The following is a 26820-nucleotide window of genomic DNA, read 5'->3' as shown; positions in this document are numbered from 1 at the left end:
AAACGCTTCGACCGGGTTCACGCCGCGGCCGCCGTGACGACGATCGAATCGCCTCCGGTTTTCCACGCATTCGTGAAGGTGACGACCGATACCTGCTCGTCAGCGTGGTCGGCGCCGGGGTCGTTGAGGTCGACGATCTGGTTGTCGGTGTCCAGGCCGGTGACGACCAAAAAGTGGTCGGCGCTGGTGCGCTGGTCGCTGGTATTCCAGATGATCGCGGAGTTGACCCACGCGATGACCTTGCGATTATCGGCGAGGTAGTGCTGCAGCGCGGTCATACCCGTCTGATCGGCATGCGTGTTATCGGTCATGACGGATTTGATGCCGTAATGGTCGAGCAGCACGACGATGTCCCCCATTTCGATGCCGCCATTGCCATTGGTGTGGCTTGGGTCGTTTCGGGGGGCATAGATGGGTCCGGGGTTGGTTTGGGAAGGGGTGTTCTCGGCCAGTGTGATGACCTGCTGCTCGGTCAGAATGCGTCCGGTGGTCTCACCGACCACGTCGGCGACCGAGACCAGCCCGCAGTTGTCCTCGAGCGACTGCTGTTGCCAATACTTTGCGGCCGCGGCCGGGTTGCCGTACACCCCGCTGGTGGCTGCGGGCGAATCCGACGGCGACGTCGCACTGCTGGAGGGGGCGCTAGTTGTCGTCGACGGAGTCGGCGAGGGCGCCGAATGGGTTACCGCAGTGCATGCCGAGGTGAGGCAGGCGCCGGCCAGACCGATGGTCGCGTACGCCACGGCAGTGCGCGTCGCCGACGCGATCGCGAAGGTGAACATGCTGGTTAGTGAAGACCCAATCGCCTGGCCTTGACAATCCCCTGCAGGCACTTCGCGCGGCGCTCAATCGGGCAAGGTCAGGGCAGATAGCTGCTTGACAGTCGGCCACGAGTGCTATCCGAACGGATTGCCCAGAGCGGCAACATATTTCAGCCTTCTGCGGCGGCCAGCGGCACCGGACGGTTTCGGCGCGCGGTCCGCGGGCTACCCGAAGGGCGATGACACCTGACCCTGATGCCTCGCTGCCGCGCCGCCGAAGCCACGTTCGATGGCTGCGCCGCCTTCTCTTTGGTGCCCTTGTGGTGCTGGGAGTCGTGGGCGCGGTTCAGCTTGCCGCACTGACGCATTGCCCGAATGGCAACTGCCACCGGACCGCGCAGTCCGGTCCGGCCCGAGTGACGATCACGCCGGGGCCCAACGCGCATGACGTCGACCCGGTTGCGCCGGTAATGGCGAAAGCCGATGCCGGGACGCTGCTGGAAGTCCGCATGTTGAATGACGCCGGCAAACCGGTCGAGGGCGTGATGACCCCCGACAACACGGTGTGGAAGACCACCACCGCACTGGGCTATGGGCGCACCTACACGCTTTCGGTGACCAGCCGCGGACCCAATGGCGTTGCCGCCACGGAAGAGTCGTCGTTCTCCACGCTGCGGCCATCCAATCAGACCAAGGTCTCATTCACCACCACCTCGGAATCGCCGCTGCGAGACGGCGGCACCTATGGCGTCGGAACGGTGGTGGTGGCCCACTTCGACGAGCAGATCACCGACCGGGCCGCCGCCGAGCGCAGGCTGACCGTGACCACTGACCCGCGGGTGCCTGGATCCTGGTTCTGGGTCGACAGCCAGAACGCGCACTGGCGACCCGAGCATTACTACGCACCGGCCACGACCGTCGTCGCCGAAGCCAAAATCTACGGAATATCAATGGGCGACGGACTATTCGGCCAGGAAGACAACAGGGTGTCGTTCCGGATCGGGAACGCCCACATCGCCATCGCCGACGATGCCACCAAGATGGTCAGCGTCTACGACAACGGGAATCTGGTGCGCACCATGCCGACCTCCATGGGAATGGGCGGCACCGAAACGGTCGGATCGCAGACGCTGTCGTTCTGGACGCCGCCGGGTGTCTACACCGTCCTGGACAAGGGCAACCCGGTCGTCATGGACTCCTCCACATTCGGGTTGCCCAAGAATTCGCGCCTCGGCTACCGCGAGACCATCAACTACGCCACCCGGATCAGCACCGATGGCATATATCTGCACCAGCTCGATGCCACGGTGTGGGCCCAGGGCCACACCGACACCTCGCACGGCTGCCTGAACCTCAACGGCGACAACGCAAAATGGTTCTACGACTTCTCTGTTCCGGGTGATGTCGTCGAAGTCCGCAACACCGGCGGCCCGCCGCTGAAGATTACCCAGAATGGCGACTGGACCCTGAGCTGGGACCAGTGGCGCGACGGCAGCGCGTTGAAGCCCGCCCCGTAAACTCTTGACTGATTCCAGAAAAGAGCGTAATAGTGGCGGGGTGCCCTCTACGGCGGACTTCACCGAAAAGCTGCGGATGGCCGATCTACGGGTGACCCGGCCCAGGGTCGCCGTGTTGGAAGCCGTGTACGCCAATCCGCATGCCGACACCGAGACGATTTTCTCGACGGTGCGGACCGGCTTGCCCGACGTTTCGCGCCAGGCCGTCTACGACGTGCTCAACGCACTGACCGCGGTCGGTCTGGTTCGGCGGATCCAGCCATTGGGGATGGTCGCTCGCTACGAGTCCAGGGTCGGTGATAATCACCATCACGTCGTGTGCCGGTCCTGCGGAGTAATTGGCGACGTCGACTGTGCGGTCGGTGAGGCGCCGTGCCTGACCCCGTCGGACGAGAACAACATTTTGGATGGCTTCGTCCTCGACGAGGCCGAAGTTATCTATTGGGGCCTATGCCCCGATTGCTCGACACCCGTTGCCTGATCACAGCCGTGATCACAGCCTGATTCACTAACACCCGGAAGGAATGCTGTGTCCTCTGATACATCCGACAGCCGCCCACCCCACCCCGATACGAAGACGGCCAGCACCAGCGAAAGCGAAAACCCGGCGATCCCCTCCCCTACGCCAAAGTCGCACGCGCCCTTGACGAATCAGGACTGGTGGCCCGACCAGGTCGACGTGGCCAAACTGCACCCGCACTCGCCGCAGTCCAACCCGCTCGGCGAGGGCTTCGACTATGCCGCGGAGTTCGCCAAGCTCGATGTCGACGCACTCAAGGCCGACATGGTCTCGCTGATGACCACCTCGCAGGACTGGTGGCCCGCCGACTACGGCCACTACGGCGGCCTGTTCATCCGGATGAGCTGGCACGCCGCGGGCACCTACCGCATTCATGACGGCCGCGGCGGCGGCGGGCAGGGCATGCAGCGCTTCGCCCCGCTCAACAGCTGGCCGGACAACGCGAGCCTGGACAAGGCCCGCCGGCTGCTGTGGCCGATCAAGAAGAAGTACGGCAGCAAGCTGTCCTGGGCGGACCTGATCATCCTCGCCGGCAACGTGGCGCTGGAGTCGATGGGCTTCAAGACCTTCGGCTTCGCGTTCGGCCGCGAAGACGTGTGGGAGCCCGAGGAAATCCTCTTCGGTGAAGAGGACGAGTGGTTGGGCACCAACAAGCGCTACTCGGGCAAGCGGGACCTCGCGCAGCCCTACGGCGCGACCACCATGGGTCTGATCTACGTGAATCCCGAAGGCCCCGAAGGTAAACCGGATCCGGTGGCCGCGGCGGTGGACATCCGCGAGACGTTCGGCCGGATGGCGATGAACGACGAGGAAACCGCTGCGCTGATCGTCGGCGGCCACAGCTTCGGCAAGACCCACGGCGCCAGCGCGGACCCGGTCGGTCCTGAGCCAGAGGCCGCCCCGATCGAACAACAGGGGCTGGGCTGGAAGAGCACCTATGGCAGCGGCGTCGGCAAGGACGCCATCACCAGCGGCCTGGAAGTGGTCTGGACACCCACCCCGACGAAGTGGGACAACACCTTCCTGGAGACGCTGTACGGCTACGAGTGGGAGCTCACCAAGAGCCCCGGCGGAGCCTGGCAGTTCACCGCGAAGGACGGCGCCGGTGCGGGCACCATCCCGGACCCGTTCGGCGGGCCGGGCCGCGCGCCGACGATGTTGGTCACCGACATTTCGCTGCGCGAGGACGCGATCTACGGCCCGATCACCCGGCGGTGGCTGGACCACCCCGAGGAGCTCACCGAGGCGTTCGCCAAGGCCTGGTACAAGTTGCTGCACCGCGACATGGGTCCGATCAGCCGCTACCTGGGGCCATGGATTCCCGAGCCGCAGCTGTGGCAGGACCCAGTCCCCGCCGTCGACCACGAGTTGATCGACGAGCAGGACATCGCGGCACTGAAGAGCAAGGTGCTCGGGTCCGGCCTGTCGGTTCCTCAGCTGGTCAAGACGGCCTGGTCGGCTGCGGGCAGCTACCGCAACACCGACAAGCGCGGCGGTGCCAACGGTGGCCGGCTGCGTCTCGAGCCGCAGAAGAGCTGGGAGGTCAACGAGCCCTCCGAGCTGGACAAGGTGCTGCCGGTCCTGGAAGGCATCCAGCAGGACTTCAACAGCTCCGCTTCCGGCGGCAAGAAGGTCTCGCTGGCCGACCTGATCGTGTTGGCCGGGTCGGCCGCGGTCGAGAAGGCAGCCAAGGACGCCGGCTACGAGATCTCGGTGCACTTCGCCCCCGGGCGTACCGACGCCACGCAGGAGAACACCGACGTGGAGTCGTTCGCGGTCCTCGAGCCGCGCGCCGACGGGTTCCGCAACTATGTGCGTCCGGGTGAGAAGGCCCCGCTGGAGCAGTTGCTGGTGGAGCGGGCATACCTACTCGGTGTGAGCGCCCCGGAACTGACGGTGCTGGTCGGCGGCCTGCGTGCGCTGGGCGCCAACCACGGCGGCAGCAAGCACGGCGTGTTCACCGACAAGCCGGGCGCGTTGACCAACGACTTCTTCGTCAACCTGCTCGACATGGGTACGGAGTGGAAGGCGTCGGGCACTGCCGAGAACGTCTACGAAGGTTTCGACCGCTCCTCGGGTCAGCTGAAGTGGACGGCTACCGCCAACGACCTGGTATTCGGCTCAAACTCGGTGCTGCGGGGCTTGGTCGAGTTCTATGCGCAGGACGACAGTAAGGGCAAGTTCGTCGAGGACTTCGTCGCTGCCTGGGTCAAGGTCATGAACAACGACCGGTTCGACATCAAGTAACACCCACACGATGCGACACCCCGCGGGCCGCCGGCTCGCGGGGTGTCGTTTTACTTCGCGCTACTTCTCGAGCGTGAACTGATTGACGTCGATGTAGCCCTCCCGGAACAACTTGGCGCACCCGGTCAGGTACTTCATATAGCGCTCGTAGACCTCGTCGGACTGGATCTCGATCGCCTCGTCCTTGTGTGCTTCCAGGGCGTCGGCCCACAGGTCGAGAGTCCGCGCGTAATGCAGCTGCAGTGACTGGTTGCGGCTCAGGGTGAAACCCGCCTCCGCGGACTTCTCCTCGACCATCTCGATCGTGGGCGGATGGCCGCCCGGGAAGATCTCGGTCGCGATGAACTTCAGGAAGCGGGCCAGCCACAAGGTGAGCGGCAAACCTCTCTCGGTCATCTGCGGCATCGTCAGGCCGGTGATGGTGTGCAGCAGCATCACGCCGTCGGCCGGCAGGATCTTGTACGCGCGTGCGAAGAAGTCGGCGTGCCGGTCGTGGCCGAAATGTTCGAAGGCGCCGACGGACACGATGCGGTCGACGGGCTCGTCGAATTGCTCCCAGCCTTTGAGTTCCACCCGCCGGCTGCGCGAAGTGTCCAGCCCGTCGAAGATCTTCTGCACGTGGGCGGCCTGGTTCTTCGACAGCGTCAGGCCGACGACGTTGACGTCGTACTTCTCGATGGCCCGGCGCGCGGTGGCGCCCCAGCCGCAGCCCACGTCCAGCAGCGTCATGCCCGGTTGCAGGCCCAGCTTGCCCAGCGCCAGGTCGATCTTGGCGATCTGGGCTTCTTCGAGCGTCATGTCGTCGCGCTCGAAGTACGCGCAACTGTAGGTCTGGGTCGGGTCCAGGAACAGGCGGAAGAAGTCGTCGGATAGGTCGTAGTGCGCCTGCACATCATCGAAGTGCGGTACTAATTCATCAGCCATGACCCCTGCGCCTTTCTGAACCTGAGAAATGTTTCCTCATGCATCAATCGAGCATGCTATCGGGTCAGCGTTGCCAACCGTGAATCCCGTCGGGAAAGCAATCACTCCAGAGGCGCGAAATGCTAAGTACCACAACGAGATCCGGTCCCTATCGACGGTGTAACCGCTGCAACCGTGCTTTTGCTTCGTGGAGCACTTCCGCCGCGGACCGGCTGGCTTCCCGTGCTTGGGCATAGCTGGTTTCGCTGCGTTTGAGCGACCGCTCAGCCTGGCGCAGGCCGGCCAGAGCCTCGTCGCGGTGGCGCGCAGCGGCATCGCGTTCGGCTTCGCGCTCCGAAAGCGCCGCATCTGCGTCGGCCGTGGCGCGCTCGGCGGCGGCCACCGCCGCGTTCAACTCTTTTAGTTGCTGGTCGGGTTTGTCGGCCTTCTTGTCCACATTTGTTTCGCCGTCGCCGAAGCCGAATCCGCCAAAGCCCGACCAGTGCTCGGGTTTGGCCAGCCGGCCCAGCCGGTCTGCGACCTCGGGGTCGGCGACCGCGGCTTGCAATGTGCTGGTTATGTCGTCGCGTACCGCTGCCGACGGCTTACCCACTTCGGCCGCATCGAGCGCATCCCGGACGAGTTCATTGATCAGCGCGTGTTGCTCGACCGACAGGTTCCGGATCTGCTCGCCGTCCATCGCAGCGTGCGCGGCGCGCAGGCGTTCTCCCAGGTCAAGGAGCCGCTGCCGGGCGTCGCGATGGGCAAGTGCCAGCCGATTGACGATCCAGGCAGCGGCGGTGGGTTTGCGCGCCGCCGATATCGCTTGAGCGGTGTCGACGTCGCCGCGTTCTTTGGCTTCTGCGGCCAATCGCTTTCGCTCCGCCGTGAAAGCATCCAGCGGCGCCCAGTACAAGCTGTCGAGTTCGTCATCGGCCATGACGCCATGATCTCGTTGTGCCCACGCCGTTGCCCAGGGTGCCGCAGAATATCGGTTTACCTGCCGCGGTCGTGCGGTCGTAGTAGGAGGAATGCCGATGTCGTACGTGATCGCGATACCGGCGAGCCTGGCTGCGGCATGTTCGGAACTGTCCGAAATCGGCATAGCGGTCACCACAGCCGCCAGCGCGGCCGCAGCGCCCACGATGGTGCTGGTGGCCGCCGGCGCCGATGAAGTGTCGGCTGCCGTCGCGGACGTTTTCCGTGCTCACGCTGAGCAATATCAGGTGCTGAGCGCCCAGGCGAGCGTGTTCCATCAACAGTTCGTGGCGGCGTTGGCCGCGGGTTCTCACACGTACGCCGGCGCCGAGGCGTCCAACGCCGTGACGATGCAGGGCTTGCTGGATGCCGTCAACGTTCCCTGCCAAGCGCTGCTGGGACGTCCACTGATCGGCAACGGCGTAAATGGTGCGCCGGGCACCGGAGCCGATGGTGGTGCCGGCGGGTTGCTGTTTGGCGCCGGTGGGGCCGGCGGCTCTGGAGGGCCCGGGCAGGCCGGTGGCCGGGGCGGGGACGCGGGCCTATTCGGAAAGGGTGGAGCCGGCGGTGCCGGCGGGTCCTCCTTGACCAAAGGTGGGGCCGGCGGCGCCGGCGGGTCGAGCTGGCTGTTCGGCAATGGCGGCTCCGGGGGTATCGGCGGCACCGGACAGGTCGACGGCGGTGCCGGCGGGGCAGGCGGGTCAGCCGCGTTATTCGGCAGTGGCGGGCGTGGCGGCATCGGCGGGCTGGGCGTCGACGGTGTCGCTGGATCCGGCGGTCTCGGCGGCGCAGGTGGGGTGTTCGGCGCCGGAGGCGTCGGCGGAGACGGTGGCCTCGGCGTCAACAACATCGGCGGGGCCGGTGGCGCCGGTGGTCACGGCGGCTTGCTCTACGGCGCCGGTGCCGACGGCGGTGACGGCGGCTCCGGCCGCGTCGACGGCGGAGCGGGCGGCGCAGGGGGCCGGGCCGGTCTGCTCTTCGGCACCGGCGGCTCAGGTGGCGACGGGGCGACCGGGGGCGAAAACGGCGGAGCCGGCGGCGCGGGTGGGCACGCAGGCTGGCTCTTCGGGGCCGGTGGTACCGGAGGTGCCGGCGGCGCCGGCCATCTCGAAGGCGGGACGAGTGGTGCCAATGGAGGGGTCGGCGGTGTCGGGGGAAGCGCCGGACTCCTGTACGGCGACGGCGGAACCGGCGGAGCCGGCGGGATCGGCCATATCAAAGCCGGACCGGGGGGTGCGGGCGGGAACGCCGCAATCCTGTTCGGCGCGGGTGGCGACGGTGGGCACGGCGGCGCGAGCGGCACCGCCGGCGGTGCCGGTGGTGCCGGCGGAAGCGCAGGCATGTTGTACGGCGACGGCGGCAACGGCGGATTCGGCGGGTCGGGAGGGTTTGCCGCGCCCGGCGACGGCGGTTCGGGCGGCTCCGGCGGGATCGCGGGACTGTTCGGCAACGGCGGCGAGGGCGGCTCCGGCGGGATGGCGGTGACCGGCACCGGCGGCGACGGCGGCAACGGCGGCAACGCCCGACTCGTCGGCAACGGTGGTGGCGGGGGCAATGCCGGAACCGGCACCACCGAGGGCAAGGTGGGTGACGGCGGAACCGCCGGGCAGATCTTCGGACAGAGCGGTCCCAACGGAGCGCGGTAGCCGGTCGAACACCCGCGGGCAGGAGGATGCGCGATTAGCAAGCTCGGTTTCCGAAGCGTGGTCATGCTCGGGATCAACGCGATCATCGGAGCGGGAATCTTTCTGACCCCGGGTGCGGTGATCAAGCTGGCCGGACCGTTCGCGCCCCTCGCATACGTTCTGGCCGGCCTCTTCGCGGGCGTCATGGCCCTGGTGTTCGCAACCTCGGCGCAGTACGTGAAAACCAACGGCGCCTCCTACGCCTATACGACTGCCGCATTCGGGCGCCGTATCGGCATCTATGTCGGTGTCACCCACGCGATTACCGCGTCCATCGCTTGGGGAGTGCTGGCGTCGCTGTTCGTCTCGACGCTGTTGCGGGTGGCCTTCCCCGACAAGCATTGGGCCGACGAAGATCACGTGCTGAGTGTCAAGACGCTGACGTTTCTCGGCTTCATCGCCGTGCTTCTGGCCATAAACCTGTTCGGTAACCGAGTCATCAAGTGGGCCAACGGGATATCGACGTTGGGAAAGGTATTCGCCCTGTCGATCTTCATCGCCGGGGGGCTGTGGATCATCGTCACGCAGCATGTCAACAACTACGGAACGGCTCGGTCGGCCTACCATCCGGCGGCGTATTCATTGCTCGGAGTTGCGCAGATGGGTACGAGTACCGCGTCCAGCCTGGCCCTTGCCACCATCGCGGCTTTGTACGCGTTCACCGGTTTTGAGTCGATCGCGAACGCCGCCGAGGAGATGCATAATCCGGAGCGCAATCTGCCCAGAGCCATTCCCCTGGCGATCTTTTCGGTGGGCGCAATCTACGTACTGGCTTTGGTGGTGGCGATGCTGCTGGGGGCGGAGAAGATCGTGGCCTCCCCCGACACGGTAAAGCTGGCAGCGGGCATCGGAAACGACACCTTCCGTACCGTCGTCGTCATCGGGGCGCTGGTTTCCATGTTCGGCATCAATGTGGCGGCTTCGTTTGGCGCACCACGGCTTTGGACCGCTTTGGCCGATGGACGCGTGCTGCCCACCTACCTGGCGCGCAAGAATCGGTTCGGTGTGCCGATGGTCGCCTTCGCAATCACCGCGTCGCTGGCCCTCGCGTTTCCGCTGGCGCTTCGATTCGACAGTTTGAACCTGACCGGCCTGGCGGTGATCGCCCGATTCGTCCAGTTCATCATCGTGCCCATCGCTCTGATCGCGCTGGCGCGTTCGCACCGCGACGACTACGCCGAAATACCGCGAAACAGGTTCACCGACAAGGTTTTACCGGTAGTGGCGTTCGTGATCTCGATCGGGCTTGCGGTGTCCTTCGACTACGGGTCGCTGTTCTCGTCGCGAGGCAGGCCCAACTACTTCTCGATCACGTTGATCGCCATCACCTTCATCGTCGTGCCGGCGCTGACCTACCTGCACTACTACCGGGCACGCCGGGGCAGTCAGCTTAAGCGCCGGGTCGACACCAGATCGCCGACCACACTGCACGACTCGACCAACGCCGGCCCATAGGTGGCGGCGCCGCACTCGCATTCCCAGCAGATATGCGTGCCGCAGGAGCACGAGATGGTGCCGACGATCATGTGTCCCGGCAGCAACCAGTGGCCACGGGCACAGCGCTGGGGTGGTCTATCCAGCCACTGATCCGGCCAGTGCGGGCGCGAGCCCAGTGCCGGCTCGCCAACATCAACACTCACAGGCATCACACTGGCATTTGCTCCGGCGCCAAATCCAGCGCGCGGCTCAAATCGTTACTCTCCGATGTCTTTCCTTGACCGTGTCGTTGTCAGCGCGGGTCTGCTTGCGCCGAAATTCGTTGCGCGAGTTCAGCAAACGCATCCCGCACCGCGGCCGGCTGTTCGATCCAGGGAAAATGGCCGGCGTCGGCGATCACCCGCCTGATCACGTTGCGCGCCCAGAAGCGCGGGGCTTCCCACAGCGCCTGGGTCACCACACGGTCTGCGGCTCCGCTCACAATCAACGTCGGCAATACCATTGGCCACCAAGCTAATTCGTAGTCATGGTCGAAATTCGCGTCGGACCAGCGCTCGGCGTCCTTGTTATAGGGCATGCGTGCCAGCAGGTCTGTGCCCCGCGCGACGCCATGATCGGTGAAGTTCCACGGCGCCGAAGCGACAGCGACGGCGCGCAGGTTGTCATTCGTCGGGTCGGATTCGTAGCGGGTGCCCGCGTGCTCGACGGCCGGCAAGGGGTCCTTGCGCATCGTCTCCTGCCACACCGGCAGCCATGACGCGTCTGGGGCGCTGCTGATCAGTGCCAGCCCCGCCAGCCGCGCGGCCAGCGCCGGAGTGGACAGCAGATACTCGCCGCCGGTGGAGTGCCCGACATATACCGGACATTCGACGGCGTCGGCCGCCTCGAGCAGCACCTGCGGCCACATTCGGTAGGGATCGGCCGGTGCGCCCGGAGCGTCGACATTCGAGCCGTCACCGGGCAGGTCGACGAGCCAGCAATTGCCCGCCACCTCGACGGTGTCCACCAGTTCGTGCAGGCTCTCCGAACCGATGCCCGGGCCCCCGGGCAGGAACAGCCAGTTCAGCCTTCCGGGACGGCCCGCTCGTCGGCGCAACCGCACCCCAGACGGCGTCCAATGAACCTGATCCATCGCCGTTGAGATCAGCGATCGAGATCCCACTGGCCGAAATCGGCGGCCAGAACCTCGTCGACATCGACGTGTATCCCGCCCAGCAGCGGGCCCGGGTTGGCCGCGGTGTTGACGACCTCCTGGTAGAGCACCGCGGCGGGCTCGCGCTGACCGTTGGACCACGACCGGGTCTGCCAGGCCCAGCGATGCCCGGGGGTGCTCGAGTGGCCGATCACGTCGTCCTTGATCGCCCACGTGCAGGCCTGGGAATGCCCGTAGATGCCGGTTCGCGCCACGCCCAGTACCGAGTTGATGCCGCGAAACCAGTCGAGGGCAGTGCCGTTCCAGGTGTTGAGGTCGATGTTGTCGTCGACACTGAAGAAGATCGGGGCCGAACCCGAACCGCCCGCCGCTGCATGCAGCCGCAGCGCCGTCTGGGCGTCGGCGACACCGCCGTCGTAGCCGCGGGTGAAGTCCGACGGCGCGGACCACCCGGGCTTGCCGTACTGGAAATTGCTGACGATGTGCAGACCCGCCGCGCGCAGCGCGTCCGCGTACTGGCGGGTGATGGGCTTCGCCTCGAAGTCGGCGCCGGGCCGCGATTCGGACACGTAGTTGACGACGCCGTCGTAGCCGGCCGCCTTGATTTCATCCGGCGCGATCCTGCGCTCGGCGAAGTCGATCAGCCGCATATCGTCGGCGGCTGCCCGGCTCCCGTCGAAGGCCAGCGGCGCTGAGCCGAGGAGGACCGGCGTGAGGGCGTACTTGAGGGCATCGCGCCGGGAAACGCGTCCACCCCGTGCAGCCGAATCGTGCACGGCGCGATGGTAGCAAGGGCCCGGGTCTCAGGCCCACCACTCGTTACGGGCGATCAGCACATCCCGGAGCAGATCGGAGCGATCGGTGATGATGCCGTCGACGCCCATATCGAGCAGCATGTGCATGACCTCGGGGTCATCGACCGTCCAGGCGTGCACCTGGCGCCCCGAAGCATGTGCGGCACGAACCAGCCCCGGCGAGATGACCCGCACCCGGCCCAACCGCGGCGGCAGTTGCAGGCAATCGCTGTCGCGCAGCACCCGCCACGCGTAGGCCCGGCTGGCGGGTGTTTTCGCCGCCAGGCACCCGACGAACGCTCCGGTACCGGCCGAAGTGGCGACCGGCTTGGACAGCAGCCGCAGCGCACGCCGTCGGCGGCGATCGGAAAACGACGTGACGAGCACGCGGTTGTGTGCGTTGAGCCGTTCGATGACATCGACGGTCGGTTCGATGGCCGGCTCGGCTTTGATATCGATGTTGATTCGCATATCGGGAAACGTGGCGAGCAGCTCTTCCAGGGTCGGGATCGACTCTCCCCCACCGAGATCGGCGCGCCGTACACTTGACCAGTTCAACTGGTCGATCGCGCCGGAGACGCCCCAGGTGGGCCGCAGCATCCGGTCGTGCAGGATCACTGCCACTCCGTCCCGAGTGCCCCGCACGTCGGTCTCGATGTAGCGGAGTCCGAGGTTGGCGGCTTCCCGGAACGCGGCCATGCTGTTCATTGGTACCTTGAACGCGGTAAATCCTCTGTGTGCCATGGCAATTCGCCCGGCTCCGCGAAGAAACTCCATGCCTGCTGCGTCGCGGTCGACCATTGGCCAAGTATGTCAATGCGGTCGCGGCGATGTCGCCGCAATGCCTAGATTCGCTGTGGACGGGAGAACACGACAGCGATCGAGGGCGGGAACCGGATCCCCGCCGGCCGGATATCGACGTTCATCGCAGGATCGACGGCGCGGCCTAACGCTTCGAACGCCGACGCACTGTAGGCACGCAACGCGCTGATGACACCGTCATGTATGACGAGCCGCATCGACGGCGAAGCCAACGCGAACAGCAGCTGCGGCGGCAGCAGCAGTAGCGCCGACAACGTCAGCCGCAGCGGCGTGCGCCGCTTGAGGTCGATGACCAGAAAGCGCTTCGCGACCCTGGTGGCCTCGGCGATGGCCCGGTAGGCGACCGCAGGCGGCAGATGATGAAACGCCAGCGCGAACACGACCAGGTCATAGCTGTAGTCGTCGGCGTCAATCGAGGTCGCGTCGATCACCTGGGTGCGCACTCGTGGATCGGAGCCAAGCTCGCCCGCAGCGATATTGGCAACAGACGTCGGATCCACATCGCTTACCGTGACCGTCGCCGTCGGGATCAGTTCAAGGATCTTCGTCGAAAGCTTTCCGTGGCCAGCGCCTATTTCCAGGATCCGCGGACTGGGGACGTCGGATACCGCCGCACGCGCCAGGCGAGCGTAGCTCTCGTGCTGTTTGGTCCGGGTACCGATACGGTCGAGCATCCCTATGACCTTCTGCTTGGTCTCGTCGGGGACATCGTCGCGGTCGAGATACTCGAGCACATCGGTTTGAAAGCGACGATCCAGCCATGATGCGCCGGGCCCGCCCCGCGGCATGGCCGCAATCGTCTCTACCGCATCCATCGGCTCTACCTTTCCATGCGCTTTACCGCAACCAGAGTGCACTGGCCCGGTCCGGAGGCGGCGACCACCGGGGCCGAAGTTGTCGCCGCTCGCCGCACTGCCGCGGTCGAAGCGCCCGCCCGGGTCATCAGACCCGCCGCTCGGCCTTAGATGTGTCGTTGCCATCTGGTTAACGGCTGCACTTGATTTTCCAACCCACTCAACGGCTGCCGCGCAAATGGCTAACATCTTCGTGTGCGCGCTTCGCTTATCGGTAAATCGCTCAATACTTGCCTGGTCGCGGCCCCAATAGCGGCCGCTCTGACGGTGGCTGCGGCGGTGCTGCCGCCCGGCGTCCCCGCCGGCCCTCCGTCGGCCACCGCAGCGAACTGTCCGCAGGTGGAGGTCGTCTTCGCTCGCGGCCGTTACGAGTCGCCGGGGACGGGCGTGCTCGGCAACGCCTTCATCAACTCGCTCAGCTCCAAGATCGGGGGCCGGAGCATGGGTACGTACGCGGTGAAATACCCCGCAGACACCGAGGTCGACGTCGGTGCCAATGACATGAGCCGACACGTTCAGAACATGGTCAACAACTGTCCGGACACCCGGCTGGTGTTGGGTGGTTACTCGCTCGGCGCGGCGGTCACCGACGTCGTGCTCGCAGTCCCCATGTCCGCCTTCGGATTTGACAGCCCCCTGCCTGGAGGCATCGATCAGCACGTCGCGGCGGTCGCGCTGTTCGGTAACGGAAGTCAGTGGGTGGGTCCGATCACCAACTTCAATCCGATTTATAACGACCGGACCATCGAGTTGTGCCACGGCGCCGATCCCGTCTGTAACCCGGCCGATCCGAACACCTGGAAAGAGAACTGGCCGCAACATCTCGCGAACGCGTACGTGGACGCGGGTATGGCGAATCAGGCTGCCGACTTCGTCGCCGGCAAGCTGTAATCGTTCACGCGCGGGTGAGCTGCGCCCACCGGGTCATCGGTCTGCGCGACCGCCGGCGAACCCGCGAAAATAGAAGTGGCTCAACGGTTTTCAGTTGCCGTCGGATACGGCGGCTGACCATCACCACGATCACGCTGACGGCGAATCTGCCCAGCGCAATCCGACGCGAGCGCCTCTTGCGGGCCGAAGCCGGCGAGCCGGTCCGCCGACCTGCGTAGTAGCCGACGCACAGTGCCGTTGCCATCGCGGCGATCACCGCAAGCGCTGTCATGCAGATGAGCGTCCCCGGTCGTGGTCGCGTACGGATCACGGTGCCGCCACACCTGGGCCAATAAAGGAGACCCGACCACCCGGGCCCGGCCCGCGTCCAGCCGACTGGCAACGACTCACGCGATGCTCATAAACTCACCGTGCAGGTTATTCTGGCAGCGCGAGAAACACTTGTCGGCCCACACGCAAGCCATATGTTCAAGCTGAAATTTATTCAGCTTTCGCGCGCCCCGCGCACCGCTTCACATTGAATTCATGGGGCAAGTTCAGAGATTAACTCTGGGTGAACAATAATCTTTTGAAATAACGATAATAGTGGTAAAAGCCCGCGTTTTCCTGACGTCTTTTCGGGCCTGCTGCGATGTGTTGTCGTACCAGCGGCGACAATCTCACCAGACCGGCCGCGCGATCGCGCTGGTGATCACCACCCGGAGTGTGGACAACGCCGATAACTGCAGGTGAATTGCCCTAGATGTGGCCATTGCCGGGTGTCCGGCTCCGGCCGGGTGGTAGCCGCCAACCGCGCCGGCCGGGCTGGCGGCAGACCACCGCTGTGCAATTCCACATTCGCGGTGTGCATATGTTAGATGAATAGATCTTGGAGAATTCCTGTGAAGGTCCTGTGATTAAAATCAGCCTGAATGTTGAGGAAATGTCAAGATCAGCATCCATTCCGCTCGGTCAGGTCCATTGAACCCGGGTAACCCCCTTTATAGCGTTCCGGGCAAGAGAACACATCGCGGTGTTCGAGCCGGTGGCGCTTCCTTGGAGGGGAATCCTATGTCTTTCGTACGCACGTATCCAGAGCACCTGGCGGCGGCTGCCAGCAACCTGCAGTCCCTTGGCGCGGCCTTGAACGTCGGCAATGCGGCCGCTGCCGGACCCATAACCGGCGTCGTTCCCGCGGCCATCGATGAGGTGTCGGTACTGACCGCAGCACGCTTCGCTACTCACGGTCAGCGCTTCCAGGAATTGAGCGCGCAGGCGTCGAGGATTCAGGCGACGCTGGCGGCGACGTTGGCCACCAGTGCGAACTCCTATGCCGAGACCGAAGCGGCCAACGCCGCATCGGCGGGTTGAGCGGACCCGGAAACCAAGGAATCCAGGAAACCCGAAAGAGGAGTAGGCAACGTGGTCGACTACGGGTTATTGCCCCCAGAGATCAACTCCGCGCGCATATACAGCGGACCGGGGCCGGGCTCGCTGGTAGCCGCAGCGGTGGCGTGGAGCAATCTGGCCGCCGATCTGCAGGAGGCCGCAGCGGGGCATCGCTCGGTTATCGAGGCGCTGACCAGCGGGCCGTGGTTGGGGCCGGCATCAGCACAGCTGGTTTCGGCGGTGTCGCCATTCATTACCTGGCTGAGCACCAGCGCCGAACAGGCCGCTGAGGTGGCGAGCCAGGCGGGCAACGCTGCCACCGCCTACGAGGCGGCGTTCGCGGCTTCGGTTCCGCCGCCGGTGATCGCCGCCAACCGCGCACTGCTGGCGGAGTTGACAGCGACCAACATCCTTGGCCAGAACAGTCAGGCGATCGGGCAACTGGAGGCGCAATACGCCGAATTCTGGGCTCAGGACTCGGGTGCGATGTACAACTACGCGAGCCGCTCGGCGACGGCGACGCAGTTGGCGGAGCAGCCGGCGCCCGCCGAAGTGGCGAATCCGTCTGGAGTGGCCGACCAGGCCGTCGCGGTCTTCAAGGCGGGGTACAACACCGGCTACACGAACATCATGAATGTGGCGAACCCGATCAACGCCAGGGTGTCCGACGTGCTCAAGACGCTGTCGGCGCCCATCAACGGCCAGGCGATCGACCAATGGCTGGTGGCCAATACACCGCTGGACGACATCGTTTCGCTCTACAGCAAATACCTCTCCCCCTACATCAGTTCCTGCGCGGCGATGATCCAGTCGACGCAGTCCTTCGGACAGGTCAGCAACGGCCTTGTCGCCATCGCCAACTTCGCGAAGCCCGCGGCTTCGGCGGCCAAGGCGGTCGAAGGCGCGGCGTCGGCGGCCGGGGCCGCCGCGGCCAACGCCGGGGCCAACCTGGGCGGCAGCGTCGGGGGTGTGGCAGCGGGTCTGGGCAAGGCGCTCCCGATCGGGGGCCTGTCGGTGCCGGCAAACTGGGTGCCGTGGCACGCGACCACCAATCCTGGACTGGCCAGCGCGATTCCGGCCGCCGCCGAGGGCAACAGCTTTCCGATGGCCCCGCCGTTCGGGCAGTTCGTCAACGGCGGCTACGGGCGTAATCAGCCGACCTATGGCTTCAAGCCGTCCGTCATGGCGAAGCCGCCAGCTGCCGGTTAGCCGCCGGATTAGCAGCGATGGTTGACTACGGCTTGTTGCCGCCCGAGATCAACTCTGGGCGCATATACACCGGTCCGGGCGCGGGTCCGTTGCTGGCCGCCGCCGCCGCATGGAGTGGACTGGCGGATGACTTTCAAGCTGCCGCGGCGGGTCATCGGTCGGTCATCGAAGGACTGACCAGCGGTCCCTGGCTGGGGCCGGCGTCGGCCGCACTGGTTGCGGCCGTGAGTCCATTCATCGCCTGGCTGGACAGCAGCGCCGTGGAGGCCGCGGAGGCCGCCGACCAGGCGAGCGCGGCTGCGACTGCCTACGAGGCGGCGTTCGCGGCCACCGTCCCGCCGCCGGTGATCGCGGCCAACCGCGCGCTGCTGGCGGCGTTGGTTGCGACCAACCTCTTCGGGCAGAACACCCCGGCGATCGCGGCAGCCGAGGCCCAGTACTTCGAATTCTGGGCTCAGGATGCCGGGGCGATGTACAACTATGCCGGCAGCTCGGCGGCGGCGAGCCAGTTGGCGGAGCTGCCCGAGCCGGCCGAAGTAGTGAACCAATATGGCCTGGTCGACCAGACCATCGCGGTGTTGAAGTCCCAGTACAACAACGGCTACACGAACATCATGAATATGGCCAACCCGATCAACTCCCGGGTCGCCGATGTGCTCAAGACACTGTCGGCGCCCATCAACGGCAAGGCGATCGACCAGTGGTTGGTGGCCAACACGCCGTTGGACGACCTGGTCCCGCTGTACAGCAAGTACATTTCGCCCTACGTCGCGCCGATTCAGGCGGTGTTTCAGTCCGGGCAGGCCTTCGGTCAGGTCGGCAGCGGTAGCACCGCCATCTCCAAGTTCATGGGCGACCTTGCTCCGGCGGCCAAGGCGGTCGAAGGCGCGGCGCAGGCCGCAGGGTCGGCCAAGCTCTCCGGCAGCGTCGGCGGCGTGGCGGCGGGAGTCGGCAGGGCGGTTCCGCTCGGTGGGTTGTCGGTGCCCGCAAGCTGGACGGTGAGCGCCACCACCAACCCGGGAGTGACTGCTCTCGCCAACACCACCGCGATTCCGGCCGCGGCGGAAGGCGCCACCAACGGGGTGCCGGCGGCCCCGCCGTTCGGGCAGTTCGTCAATGCTGGACGGGGCCGCAAGCTCCCGTCATACGGTTTCCGGCTGACGTTCATGACGAGGCCGCCGGCAGCGGGCTAAGTAAGCGTCAGGACGCGGTCAAATCGCGGGTGGCGGGCCCTTCTAACAGCGTGCCGTCCGGCGCGAACCGCGATCCGTGCAGCGGGCACTCCCATGCCTGGTCGGCGTCATTCCAGTTCACGATGCCGCCCAGGTGTGGGCATACCGGCGACACCCGGTGCTCGGTGCCGTTGACCCGGCTCCTGGCTTCTAGATGCCATGGCGGTCCGCTGACAACACCGCCCTCGTCCTCGCCGGGACTGCGACTCATCGTGCGCGTCACCGGAGTGATCCAGCCCTTGGCCAGGTCGAAGCCGACTTCCAGATTGGCCTGCAAGGCCGTCGGCAGCCCGGAGAGCTCGTGTGGGCTCCAGCTGGCGAATGCGTGGGCCCAGTCCATTCGGCCGCCGAGGATGCGACTCGACAGCGCCAACGCCGCCGCCGGGCCGTTCGTCATCCCCCACTTGTTGAAACCTGTTGCCACATAGATGCTTTCGGTGCGGGGCAGAATGGGGCCAACGTAGGGTAGGTCGTCGATCGGGGTGTAGTCCTGTGCCGACCAGAAATGGGTTTGAACCGCGCCGGGGTAATGCTTTCGCGCCCACGCGGACAGTTCCTCGAGGTCCTTGGACGGGCTCTTGTTACGACCTACGGTGTGGCCGGCGCCGCCGACCAGCAGCCGCTCACCGTCGGCGGCCGGTGCGTAACGCACCGAGCGCGTCGGCGAATCGCTGGAGATCATCATCGGCCGGGTGATGTTGCCGGGCACCTTGAAAGCGAAGCAATACGACCGGCTGGGCTTCACTCGGGCGAAGTATCCGCCGCGGTCCAGAATCGGGACGCCCGTAGCGAGAACCAACTGCCGGGCCTCGACTTCGACGTCGCGCTGCGCTTCGTCGTTGACGCGCGCGCGTACCCCGCCGCCGCGGCTGGACACACTTCGTACCCTCGCGTGTTCGACCAGCCGTCCCCCGCGCCCGAGCAGTTCGACGGCAAGCGAGTCCAAAAATGGCATCGGGTCGAACTGCGCCTGGTCGGCCAGGCGCACGCCGCCGTGATACGGAAACGGCACACCGGCGTCGTCATCCCATTCGACGGGCAGCCCTGCCACCTTGCCCGCAGCCAGTTCGGCACGCGCGGAGGGAACTCCCTTGGCCGACTGTGCGTAGGTGTAGGCATCTTCGCGTTGCACCGCTATTCCGTGGGTGTCGCAGTGCTTAAGCACCCACTCCATGCCCTCCCGGTTTCCGGCTACGTAATGCCGTGCCGCATCTTTGCCGTGCTTGGCCACGATCTTGGAGAGGTGGGTGCCCTGCAACAGGCTGATCTTCGCTGTGGTGTTGCCGGTTGCGCAGGCGCCGACCGTGCGCGCTTCGAGCACCAGGACGTCCTTGCCGGTGCGGGCCAATAGGACCGCGGTCATCAGGCCGGTGATGCCCGCGCCCACCACGATGACGTCGGCGGAGCGCGGACCGTCATCGAGGGTGCTTGCGGTCCAGGACGGTTCGGCGCGATTGGCAAGCCATAAAGAGGTCACGGCTGGGCTGGTACCCCGGTAACGGCTCTGGGAAACGGCCGCCGGCCTGTGACGCAGTTCGCGGTTTCAGCACAGCCGCCCTGGCTGCTAGGGTGCGGTGCTTATGCCCCAGATGGATCGTCGCAGCATGTTGTTGATGGCGGGTATCGGCCTGGTGGCAGCCGCGGCTCCGATCCCGGAAGCCCGTGCTGTGCCCAATGGCCAGCCCGGAAACTACCTCTTTCATGACGAGTTCGACGGGCCGGCTGGTTCGGCCCCCGATCCGTCGAAGTGGACGGTGTCCAAGGCCCGCGAAACGATCAAGGACCCGACGTATTGGGAGTTGCCCGAGCACGTCGGCCAGTATCGGGACGATCGGCAGAACGTGTTCCTCGACGGCAACTCCAACCTGGTAATTCGGGCCGCCAAGGACGGAAACACCTACTACGGCGGCAAGATTTTCAGCCCCTGGCAAGGCGGCATCGGCCACACCTGGGAAGCCCGGATCAAGCTCGACTGTCTGACGGCCGGATGCTGGCCCGCCTGGTGGCTGTCCAGTGATGCCCAGGGTGAAATCGACATACTCGAGTGGTACGGCAACGGCAAGTGGCCCGCGGCGACCACCGTGCACGCGAAATCCAACGGCTCGGAATGGAAGACGCACAATCTCGCGCTGGACAGTGCCTGGCATACCTGGCGAGTTCAGTGGGATGAGGCCGGGATGCGCTTCTGGCAGGACTACAGCGACGGCGCGCAGCCGTACTTCACTGTCGCGGCGAACTCACTGGCCGATTGGCCCTTCAACAACCCTGGCTACCAGCTGTTTCCGATCCTGAACTTGGCGGTTGCCGGTTCCGGCGGCGGGGACCCCGGCCCGGGAACCTATCCCGCGCAGATGCTGGTCGACTGGGTGCGCGTCTGGTAGCCACACGGTTCCGGCCCGGCGGCTAGTCATGCCGCGGGTTGCGCCACTCATTGAGCTTGCGGCCCAACGAATCTGCCGCGCTGGTAGCCGCCCGTCCCACGCCGTCGACGATGCCGCCCAGACCGTCGCGAATCCCTCTGATCAACGGGTCATCGGATTGGTCGAAGCCGTCTCGGTAATGCCTGGCGGCATCGCCGAGGTCGTCGGAAAATGACGTTTTGTCGTCGTCAGCCCGGCGTGGGTAGTCGCCGGACATCACCTTGCCGTAGCCGCCGCCGTCGTCCACCCACTGGGTCAGCGCGGCGGCGCGCAGCACTGAAAACGGGTGCGTTTGCAGCTCCAGGTTGAGCAGCTTGAGCACGCCGTCGCGCATGTCGCCGGATTTCTCGTATTCGCGGGCCTGGGCCAGGAAGGCTTCCGAGTCCAGCTTGTCCAGCCGGTTGCCACCGGCAAGCTTCATCTCCACCCGGATCGCGGCGTCCACATCCTGGCCGCACAGCAGTCCGGCGCGGTCCCCGGACAACTCCGATTTGCGCTGCCATTCCAGCAGCGCCGCGACTATTGCCCGCAGCGCCCAGCCGCCCACCGGCAAGAAGCCGAATGACCGCGCCAGCCGCATCAGATGCATCATCATCGTGCGATAGACCGCGTGACCAGACAGCGCGTGACCGAGCTCATGGCCCACCACAAAGCGCATCTCGTCGTGGCTCATCAGTTCATACAGCCCGGAGGTGACGACGATGAACGGCTGCTCCATCCCAAGGGTGTAGGCGTTGGCTTCCGACGACTGGGTAACGAAGAGCTCGGGCTTTTCCGGCGCGTCCAATATGTGGACGCACTCGTCGAGTAAGGCGTCGAGGTCGGCGAACTGGCGCGGACCCACGCGCGCCGCACTGGCCAGATACAGCAGCCGGTGCTGACGTTCCCGCAGCATTCCCGACATGAGCTTGAGGACTTGGTCGAAACCCCGCAGCCGGCGCAGCGCGGAAAGGGCGGTCCGATCGGCGGGGTGTTCCCACGCGCGGGAACTGATCCCCGGAAACCTCGTGCGCGTGGTGGCGGGTGCCTCAGACATGGCGCGCTCTCCCCTCGGTGTCGCTGACCTCGAGGATACGAGCGCGGGCGAACCCTTGGCCTTAGCGACCGGGGGAGCCGACGGGCGACAGGGCGCCCGCGCCAGGCAGCCGGGCAGCCAGGTCGGCCAGCAGCCGATCGACGTCGACGCCGGGGACCGTCTTGCCGCGGACCGTCTTGCCGCGATAGCCGATGTGTGCGTCGGGCCGGATGACGAACGCGCATGCCGACTCGACGCCGTATTGGCGGTGCGCCGAGCGCATCGGATCGCCGAGCGCCATGGGGTGGTCGGCGAAACGTTCCGCGGTGATCACGCGAGCCCTTACCAGTCCCGGGTAGGCCTGCTCGATCTGTTCGGCGATCCGGCAGAGTTCCACGGCCGGGCGCGCCTGCTCGTCGAGCCTGGTGAAGAGCAAGACCGTGTGGTGCGTGCCGCGCAACGTCCGGTAAAGCCGTTGCGGCTGACGACCGACCAGCACGTCGGCTTCGCGGGCCCGGTCGCCCGGTGCCGGGGCATCCGACCAGCTGCCGCCCTCCTGGGCGTTGAGCGGACTGTTCGGATAGCGCAGCCGCAACTGCGCCAGCAGACCAACGAACCACCGGCGGAACCACGGCCGAGCCAGCAGCTGGCTGGCCACCAGCGGGCCCAGCCAGCCGCGGGCGATCTTGGACAGCGGGTTGTGGCCGACGAAAGCTGAGAAAAGCCGGTCGGTGGTCCTGAGTAATTGAATGCCCACCGGATGACGCTCGGCCGCGTAGCTGTCGAGCAGCGAGTCGTCGCTGATCCCGCGCTGCACCAGAGCCAGCTTCCAGGCCAAGTTGTACGCATCCTGGATGCCGGTGTTCATTCCTTGGGCCCCGGCGGGGCTGTGCACATGGGCGGCGTCGCCGACCAGGAAGACGCCGCCCTTGCGGTAGACGGGAACGACACGGCTGTGCACCCGGTAGCGCGAGACCCAGTTGGCCTTGATGATCTTGGCGGGGAAGGGCACGCGCTCGTCGAGCATTGCCTGGAATTCTTCGTGAGTGGGTTCGCTGTACTCGGCGCCCGGTCCCTGCGGTCCCAACGGGACGTTGCCGAAGATGCGGTAACGGTTCTCCCCCGCCATCGAGAACGCGGCGAAAATGCCTGCCGCGCTGGGGAATCCGTACAGGCCGCCGTGCGGTAGCCGCCATTCGACTTCGGCGTCGGCCATGATGAACTCGTCACGATATGTCGAACCGGTGAACGCGATACCGGCCGCTTTGCGCACGGCGCTGTGGGCGCCGTCGCAGCCGATGACCCACCGGCAGCGCAGCGTTTCGATCGACCCGTCCGCTGCGCGCAGCGACGCCGCCACGGTGTCGCCGTTCTGCGTCAAATCGATCAGTGCCAGGCCCCGCTCGATCGCGACGCCCCGCTTGGACAGCGACTCGGTGAGGATCCGCTCGGTGTCGTGCTGTGAGAGGGTGCGCAACGCTGGATATGACGTGTAGTTCTGCGGCCCGGTTAACATCCCGGCCAGGTCGAGTTCCACCTTCTTGTTGCGGAATGCGATCGTCAGCGACGTGGCGGGATTGCCCGCTGCAAGTGCCTCGTCGACTACCCCGATGTCGTCGAAGATCTCCAGGGTCCGCGGCTGCACCACGAGCGCCCGCGACGTCGTCAGCGGCGCGAGTTCGCGATCGATGATCCGCACCGCGACGCCGTGGCGCGTCAGCTCGTTTGCCAGCGTCAGCCCCGTCGGCCCCGCTCCGACGATAAGTGCTGCAGTCAATCCCTCGTCCATCGCCGACCAGCCCCTTCAGAAGAAATTCGGCAATTGATGAATTGTTACTACAACGACTGTAGTACTTTTAAGGCGCTGAGCGCAATAGTGGGCGGTGGAGTCTGAGAAATAGCCACACCGCCGCGTCGCTGGGACGCGGCGGTGTCGCTCGTTAAGGAAAGTCAGGCGGGAGTGTCGCCCGGGCACGCCCTCAAGCTGCGGTGACCAGCAGCGAGGTCGGCGCCCATGGCCAAAGCGCGTTGCCGGCCGAGAAAGGCCGGATGGCGACTCATCTCGTCGCGTAGCTGTTCTTCACGTTTTTGTGCGGCGATCCAGAGCGGGTGGGATTGGAGGACAATTACCGTCGCCCCTGATGCATTTGCCACGACTCTCATCTCCTCTCGCACTACCCAACTCAGCCGCACTGCTGCGCAAGGCCACACGACCAGATGTTCTCGGCTTTGTAAACGTAGGATGCCCAGCAAACCTGTGACCAAACCGTGTCTAAAGATGAGAATTAGCCGTGAATTTGAAATCTGGCCCTTATCCGCATCGCGTATGCGGTAAAAGCCGCGGGTGCGAGAGCTCTAGTGGCTTATATTGACGCCGCCGTAGCGAGCTTTGCGGCTTATTTCCGATCTTTTCGCCTTGGCGGCGACCGTATTTCGGCTCTTACTGAGTGAGTAGCGCGACGGCACTCCACGGCCGGCGGCCGGGGTCGCGCGGATCGGCGTCAGGCAGCCACGCAACGGCGCGCATTGATAACGGAAGGCGCCGAAACCGGCGTGCGGCCGCCAGCAACGATTCGGCCTCGGCGATTTGCCAGCCGAGTTCTTCGAAGAATGCCAGCCCGCTCTCAGGGGCGAACTTGAACGGCGCATTCTGCAGCATGCCGGCCATCTTTTTGTTCATCATCTTCTTAAGGCCCGGCCCGGCGAGATCAAGCATCCACCAGGCGACGGTGGGTTGTTTGATCGCCGTTGAGAGTGCGACGACGTCACTGTCGTCGAGGTACATCAGCAGACCTTCGGTCAGTACCAGCGCTTTGGTCGCGCCGGCGAGGGCTTGGTCGAAGAACGCCGCGCGGGCGTTTGAATCGGCCAGATCGACTGCGGTACGGGTCAATTGGCAGCGCGGTGTCTGGTCGGCAAGTGCCTGTTCTTTTTCGGCGAGCAGCGCCGGCAGATCGGCCTCCACCCACCGCAGGTCAGCGGGAAGATTCAGGCGATACGGCCGGGTGTCCAGGCCGGCGGCCAGATTCAGTACGCGGTCACAGCCGCCGGCGATCGCTTCGGCGATGGTGTCATCGATGATCTTGGTGCGCGCGACGAGCCACCAACCGTTACGGGTGGTGCGCGGAACCTGGGCGACGATGGCGTGGCCGTGCTCACCCGCGAGACGCCCGGCGAGTGGATCGCTGAACAACGCATCGCGGCGGGCCGATTCGGTGGCGCGATGCAGTGCTGTCCATCGAGCCGTATCCGAAACATGGCTGATGACGTGCCCAGGGTCTGACATACCTGCGTTATAGCACCACTGTGCAGGTAACTCAGGGTTCGGTACGGTGCGGTCATGCCTGAGAAAAACCGCCGCTTCCTGCTTCGCGAACGGCCCACCGGACGCATCGGTCCGGAAACCTTCGAACTCAGCGAGGCCGCGATCCCGGACATCGGCGACGGGGAGGCGTTGGTACGCATCGACTGGATCTCGCTCGACCCGACCAACCGCGCATGGATCAATGACACGCCGACGTATCTGCCGCCGGTGGGCATCGGCGAGGTGATGCGCGCAGGGGGGCTCGGCGAGGTGATTGCCTCCAAGAACCCCAACTACGTTGTCGGGCAAACGGTGCAGGGCCTGGTCGGCTGGCGGGAGTACGCGGTCGCCTCGGATGCAATGCCGCTATTCCCGGTCGATGTCGCCGAGGGTGTCTCACCCAGCGCCTACATGGGTGCGCTCGGGATGACCGGGTTGACGGCATGGATCGGCATCCGCGACATCGGCAAGCCGCAACCGGGCGAGACGGTCGTCGTCTCGGCGGCCGCCGGCGCCGTCGGCTCGGTGGCCGGACAGCTCGCCAAGGCCGACGGCGCCCGGGTGGTCGGGATTGCCGGAGGCCCGGAGAAGTGCGCGCTGCTCACCGACCAACTGGGGTTCGACGCCGCCGTCGACCACCGTGCCGACGACTGGGCCGCCCAGCTGGCCGCGGCGACACCCAACGGCATCGACGTCGATTTCGAGAATGTCGGTGGCGACATCATGGATGCGATCTTCGCCCGGCTCAACATCCGGGCACGGGTGGCGCTGTGCGGCATGATCTCCGGCTACAACGACGCAGACCCGCCGCCGGGACCACGCGCATTCGGCAATCTGCTGATTCAGCGGGCGCGGGTGCAGGGCTTCATTGTCCTGGACCACTTCGACCGCGCGCCGGAGGCGATCGGCGAAATCGCCGGTTTGATCAGCAAGGGCGAACTGAGGCCGCTGGAAACCGTGGTGGAGGGCTTCGAGCAGCTGCCGACGGCGATCAACATGCTGTTCGACGGCAAGAACGTCGGCAAGCTCATGGTCAAGCTCTAGCCTTGAACTCCTCGGCCAGGTAGCCGTCGACGAAGTCGTGCAGCGCGGGTCCCAGGGTCGACACGGTCGATCCGTGCAGCTTGGCGAGCAGGATCAAGCCCTGGTAATGCGCGAACAGGGCGTGGGCCAGCTGGTCGGGGTCGACCCCCTCGCGCAGCATGTGTTGTTCGGCAGCTTGCCGGCAAACCTTGGCCAGCTGCCCTTCCAGCGTGGCCAGCCGCGCCGCGAGGTGGACGCGCACCGCCTCGTCGGTGGTCGACAGCTCAGCGGCCAGGTTGCCGAATGGGCAGCCCACAAAGCGTCCGAACTGCGCGTGCAACGCGGTCTGAATCGCCGCGATCGCGTCCGGGACGGCCGCGAGCCGGTCCGCAGGGGTGGCGGGGGTGACTCCCGCTTGGCCGGCCAGCTCTGTTTGAAACACCTCTAAGTGCAGGTCGATGACCGCTTTTGCGAGTTCGGCCTTAGAGGCGAAGTAGTGATAGAAGCTGCCCTTGCGGACGTCGGCCGCCGCACACAGTTCCTCCACGCCCACATCGTGGTAACTGCGCTCGAGGAACAGCCGTGCCGCGGTCGACACGATGCGATCCCGAGCGGTGGAGGTCCGAGGCACTGGCGCAGCCTATCCGATAGTTGACTGGTCGGTCAAAAATCCGTTACGTTGTGCAG

Annotated in this window: 24 protein-coding genes; 11 read left to right on the top strand and 13 right to left on the bottom strand. The window is 65.7% G+C overall.

Annotation, left to right across the window (positions count from 1 at the left end):
* Positions 1-17: 17 nt before the first annotated feature.
* Entirely contained in the window at positions 18-782 is a 765-nt protein-coding gene (locus BST12_RS08845; RefSeq protein WP_083112731.1) for a C39 family peptidase, read from the bottom strand.
* A gap of 218 nt (positions 783-1000) precedes the next feature.
* On the opposite strand from BST12_RS08845, the gene BST12_RS08840 reads away from it, so the two are divergent.
* From BST12_RS08840 to katG, 3 genes are all read left to right on the top strand, one after another.
* On the top strand, positions 1001-2278 hold the full coding sequence (locus BST12_RS08840; protein WP_083112730.1) for a L,D-transpeptidase: 1278 nt from the start codon (positions 1001-1003) through the stop codon (positions 2276-2278).
* A 76-nt stretch (positions 2279-2354) separates the two neighbouring features.
* Entirely contained in the window at positions 2355-2759 is a 405-nt protein-coding gene (locus BST12_RS08835) for a Fur family transcriptional regulator (RefSeq protein WP_276028783.1), read from the top strand.
* Positions 2760-2807: 48 nt separating this feature from the next.
* Positions 2808-5045: a catalase/peroxidase HPI gene (gene katG, locus BST12_RS08830; protein WP_083112728.1), complete on the top strand. Its 2238-nt coding sequence runs from the start codon at positions 2808-2810 to the stop codon at positions 5043-5045.
* Positions 5046-5105: 60 nt separating this feature from the next.
* Here katG and mmaA2 read toward each other — a convergent pair whose 3' ends face one another.
* Both mmaA2 and BST12_RS08820 read right to left on the bottom strand, forming a co-directional pair.
* Entirely contained in the window at positions 5106-5969 is an 864-nt protein-coding gene (mmaA2, locus tag BST12_RS08825; RefSeq protein WP_083112727.1) for a cyclopropane mycolic acid synthase MmaA2, read from the bottom strand.
* 148 nt (positions 5970-6117) lie between these two features.
* The gene (locus BST12_RS08820; RefSeq protein WP_083112726.1) at positions 6118-6888 is read right to left on the bottom strand and encodes a hypothetical protein; all 771 of its coding nucleotides are present in this window, start codon (positions 6886-6888) and stop codon (positions 6118-6120) included.
* 97 nt (positions 6889-6985) lie between these two features.
* Between BST12_RS08820 and BST12_RS08815 the strand changes: the two genes are divergently transcribed.
* Both BST12_RS08815 and BST12_RS08810 read left to right on the top strand, forming a co-directional pair.
* Positions 6986-8572 (top strand): PE family protein, encoded by a 1587-nt coding sequence (locus BST12_RS08815; RefSeq protein ID WP_083112809.1) that lies wholly within the window; start codon positions 6986-6988, stop codon positions 8570-8572.
* A 33-nt stretch (positions 8573-8605) separates the two neighbouring features.
* Positions 8606-10066, top strand: coding sequence for an APC family permease (locus BST12_RS08810; protein ID WP_264061253.1), 1461 nt, complete (start codon positions 8606-8608; stop codon positions 10064-10066).
* A 274-nt stretch (positions 10067-10340) separates the two neighbouring features.
* On the opposite strand, the gene BST12_RS08805 is transcribed toward BST12_RS08810, so the two are convergent.
* The 4 genes from BST12_RS08805 to BST12_RS08790 all read right to left on the bottom strand — a co-directional run bounded on the left by BST12_RS08805 (position 10341) and on the right by BST12_RS08790 (position 13632).
* Positions 10341-11180, bottom strand: coding sequence for an alpha/beta fold hydrolase (locus BST12_RS08805; RefSeq protein WP_083112725.1), 840 nt, complete (start codon positions 11178-11180; stop codon positions 10341-10343).
* 11 nt (positions 11181-11191) lie between these two features.
* Entirely contained in the window at positions 11192-11977 is a 786-nt protein-coding gene (locus BST12_RS08800; RefSeq protein WP_083112724.1) for a DUF1906 domain-containing protein, read from the bottom strand.
* Between the two features lie 27 nt (positions 11978-12004).
* Positions 12005-12772, bottom strand: a complete 768-nt coding sequence (locus BST12_RS08795) for a glycerophosphodiester phosphodiesterase family protein (RefSeq protein WP_083112807.1) — start codon at positions 12770-12772, stop codon at positions 12005-12007.
* Between the two features lie 68 nt (positions 12773-12840).
* Positions 12841-13632 carry a class I SAM-dependent methyltransferase gene (locus tag BST12_RS08790; RefSeq protein WP_083112723.1) on the bottom strand — a complete coding sequence of 264 codons (792 nt, stop codon included), beginning with the start codon at positions 13630-13632 and terminating at the stop codon, positions 12841-12843.
* 234 nt (positions 13633-13866) lie between these two features.
* On the opposite strand from BST12_RS08790, the gene BST12_RS08785 reads away from it, so the two are divergent.
* On the top strand, positions 13867-14562 hold the full coding sequence (locus tag BST12_RS08785; protein ID WP_083112722.1) for a cutinase family protein: 696 nt from the start codon (positions 13867-13869) through the stop codon (positions 14560-14562).
* Positions 14563-14566: 4 nt separating this feature from the next.
* Here the strand turns inward: BST12_RS08785 and BST12_RS08780 are convergent, their stop codons facing one another.
* Positions 14567-14833 carry a hypothetical protein gene (locus BST12_RS08780; RefSeq protein ID WP_083112721.1) on the bottom strand — a complete coding sequence of 89 codons (267 nt, stop codon included), beginning with the start codon at positions 14831-14833 and terminating at the stop codon, positions 14567-14569.
* Positions 14834-15612: 779 nt separating this feature from the next.
* Between BST12_RS08780 and BST12_RS08775 the strand changes: the two genes are divergently transcribed.
* Genes BST12_RS08775 through BST12_RS34195 form a run of 3 tightly spaced genes read left to right on the top strand, consistent with a single transcriptional unit; the run spans position 15613 to position 18332 of the window.
* On the top strand, positions 15613-15912 hold the full coding sequence (locus tag BST12_RS08775; protein ID WP_083112720.1) for a PE family protein: 300 nt from the start codon (positions 15613-15615) through the stop codon (positions 15910-15912).
* 51 nt (positions 15913-15963) lie between these two features.
* Entirely contained in the window at positions 15964-17139 is a 1176-nt protein-coding gene (locus tag BST12_RS08770) for a PPE family protein (protein WP_083112719.1), read from the top strand.
* A 17-nt stretch (positions 17140-17156) separates the two neighbouring features.
* Positions 17157-18332, top strand: a complete 1176-nt coding sequence (locus BST12_RS34195; protein WP_083112718.1) for a PPE family protein — start codon at positions 17157-17159, stop codon at positions 18330-18332.
* Between the two features lie 7 nt (positions 18333-18339).
* Here the strand turns inward: BST12_RS34195 and BST12_RS08760 are convergent, their stop codons facing one another.
* The gene (locus BST12_RS08760) at positions 18340-19848 is read right to left on the bottom strand and encodes an FAD-dependent oxidoreductase (RefSeq protein WP_083112717.1); all 1509 of its coding nucleotides are present in this window, start codon (positions 19846-19848) and stop codon (positions 18340-18342) included.
* A 103-nt stretch (positions 19849-19951) separates the two neighbouring features.
* Between BST12_RS08760 and BST12_RS08755 the strand changes: the two genes are divergently transcribed.
* Positions 19952-20752: a glycoside hydrolase family 16 protein gene (locus BST12_RS08755; protein WP_083112716.1), complete on the top strand. Its 801-nt coding sequence runs from the start codon at positions 19952-19954 to the stop codon at positions 20750-20752.
* A 22-nt stretch (positions 20753-20774) separates the two neighbouring features.
* On the opposite strand, the gene BST12_RS08750 is transcribed toward BST12_RS08755, so the two are convergent.
* From BST12_RS08750 to BST12_RS08735, 3 genes are all read right to left on the bottom strand, one after another.
* A complete protein-coding gene (locus BST12_RS08750) occupies positions 20775-21827 on the bottom strand; it encodes a M48 family metallopeptidase (protein WP_083112715.1) in 1053 nt (350 codons plus the stop codon).
* 61 nt (positions 21828-21888) lie between these two features.
* The gene (locus BST12_RS08745; RefSeq protein WP_245850158.1) at positions 21889-23583 is read right to left on the bottom strand and encodes an FAD-dependent monooxygenase; all 1695 of its coding nucleotides are present in this window, start codon (positions 23581-23583) and stop codon (positions 21889-21891) included.
* 663 nt (positions 23584-24246) lie between these two features.
* Positions 24247-25092 carry a class I SAM-dependent methyltransferase gene (locus BST12_RS08735; RefSeq protein ID WP_083112713.1) on the bottom strand — a complete coding sequence of 282 codons (846 nt, stop codon included), beginning with the start codon at positions 25090-25092 and terminating at the stop codon, positions 24247-24249.
* A gap of 54 nt (positions 25093-25146) precedes the next feature.
* Between BST12_RS08735 and BST12_RS08730 the strand changes: the two genes are divergently transcribed.
* Positions 25147-26154 carry an NADP-dependent oxidoreductase gene (locus tag BST12_RS08730; protein ID WP_083112712.1) on the top strand — a complete coding sequence of 336 codons (1008 nt, stop codon included), beginning with the start codon at positions 25147-25149 and terminating at the stop codon, positions 26152-26154.
* Here the strand turns inward: BST12_RS08730 and BST12_RS08725 are convergent.
* The gene (locus BST12_RS08725) at positions 26144-26764 is read right to left on the bottom strand and encodes a TetR/AcrR family transcriptional regulator (RefSeq protein WP_083112711.1); all 621 of its coding nucleotides are present in this window, start codon (positions 26762-26764) and stop codon (positions 26144-26146) included. The two genes, BST12_RS08730 and BST12_RS08725, sit on opposite strands and share 11 nt — an antisense overlap.
* Between the last annotated feature and the right edge of the window lie 56 nt (positions 26765-26820).

The sequence above is a fragment of the Mycobacterium angelicum genome (assembly GCF_002086155.1).
Lineage (GTDB): Bacteria > Actinomycetota > Actinomycetes > Mycobacteriales > Mycobacteriaceae > Mycobacterium > Mycobacterium angelicum.
This window is presented reverse-complemented; position numbering and strand designations above follow the sequence as displayed.